General features: G+C 59.7%; 1 protein-coding gene. It reads right to left on the reverse strand.

Going from position 1 to position 350, the window contains the following annotated elements:
• Positions 1–308 (reverse strand): helix-turn-helix domain-containing protein (locus HWX36_RS37070; RefSeq protein ID WP_244136341.1); only part of this gene is annotated, 308 nt, incomplete at its 3' end.
• Positions 309–350 lie beyond the last annotated feature (42 nt).

Here is a 350-nt window from a genome sequence, read left to right on the forward strand (position 1 = left end):
TCGGCCGGTTTGCGTCGCAGCGTGTAGTCGAGCACTCTTGCCTCAAGCCGCGCCAAATCACGGCGCGGAGCGCGCCCTGGATGCCGGCCGTACAGGCCTGCCAGACGCTCACTCGCGAAGCGAGTTTGCCATGTCGTAATGAAACGCGAATCGCATCGCAATTCGGTCATGATCGCCCCGCGCGAGACCCCTTCGTCGAGCAGCAAGATCAACCGCGCTCGCCTCACTTGGCCGACTGCCATCGTTCGGCTGCGCTGCATCGACAGCAGTTCTTCCCGCTCGGCTTCGCTCAGATTCATTTTGCCCATGCACCATTAGATCAGTGCAATTTCATTGGTTCAATGGACTAG

The sequence above is a fragment of the Burkholderia sp. BCC0405 genome (genome assembly GCF_902833075.1).
GTDB lineage: Bacteria > Pseudomonadota > Gammaproteobacteria > Burkholderiales > Burkholderiaceae > Burkholderia.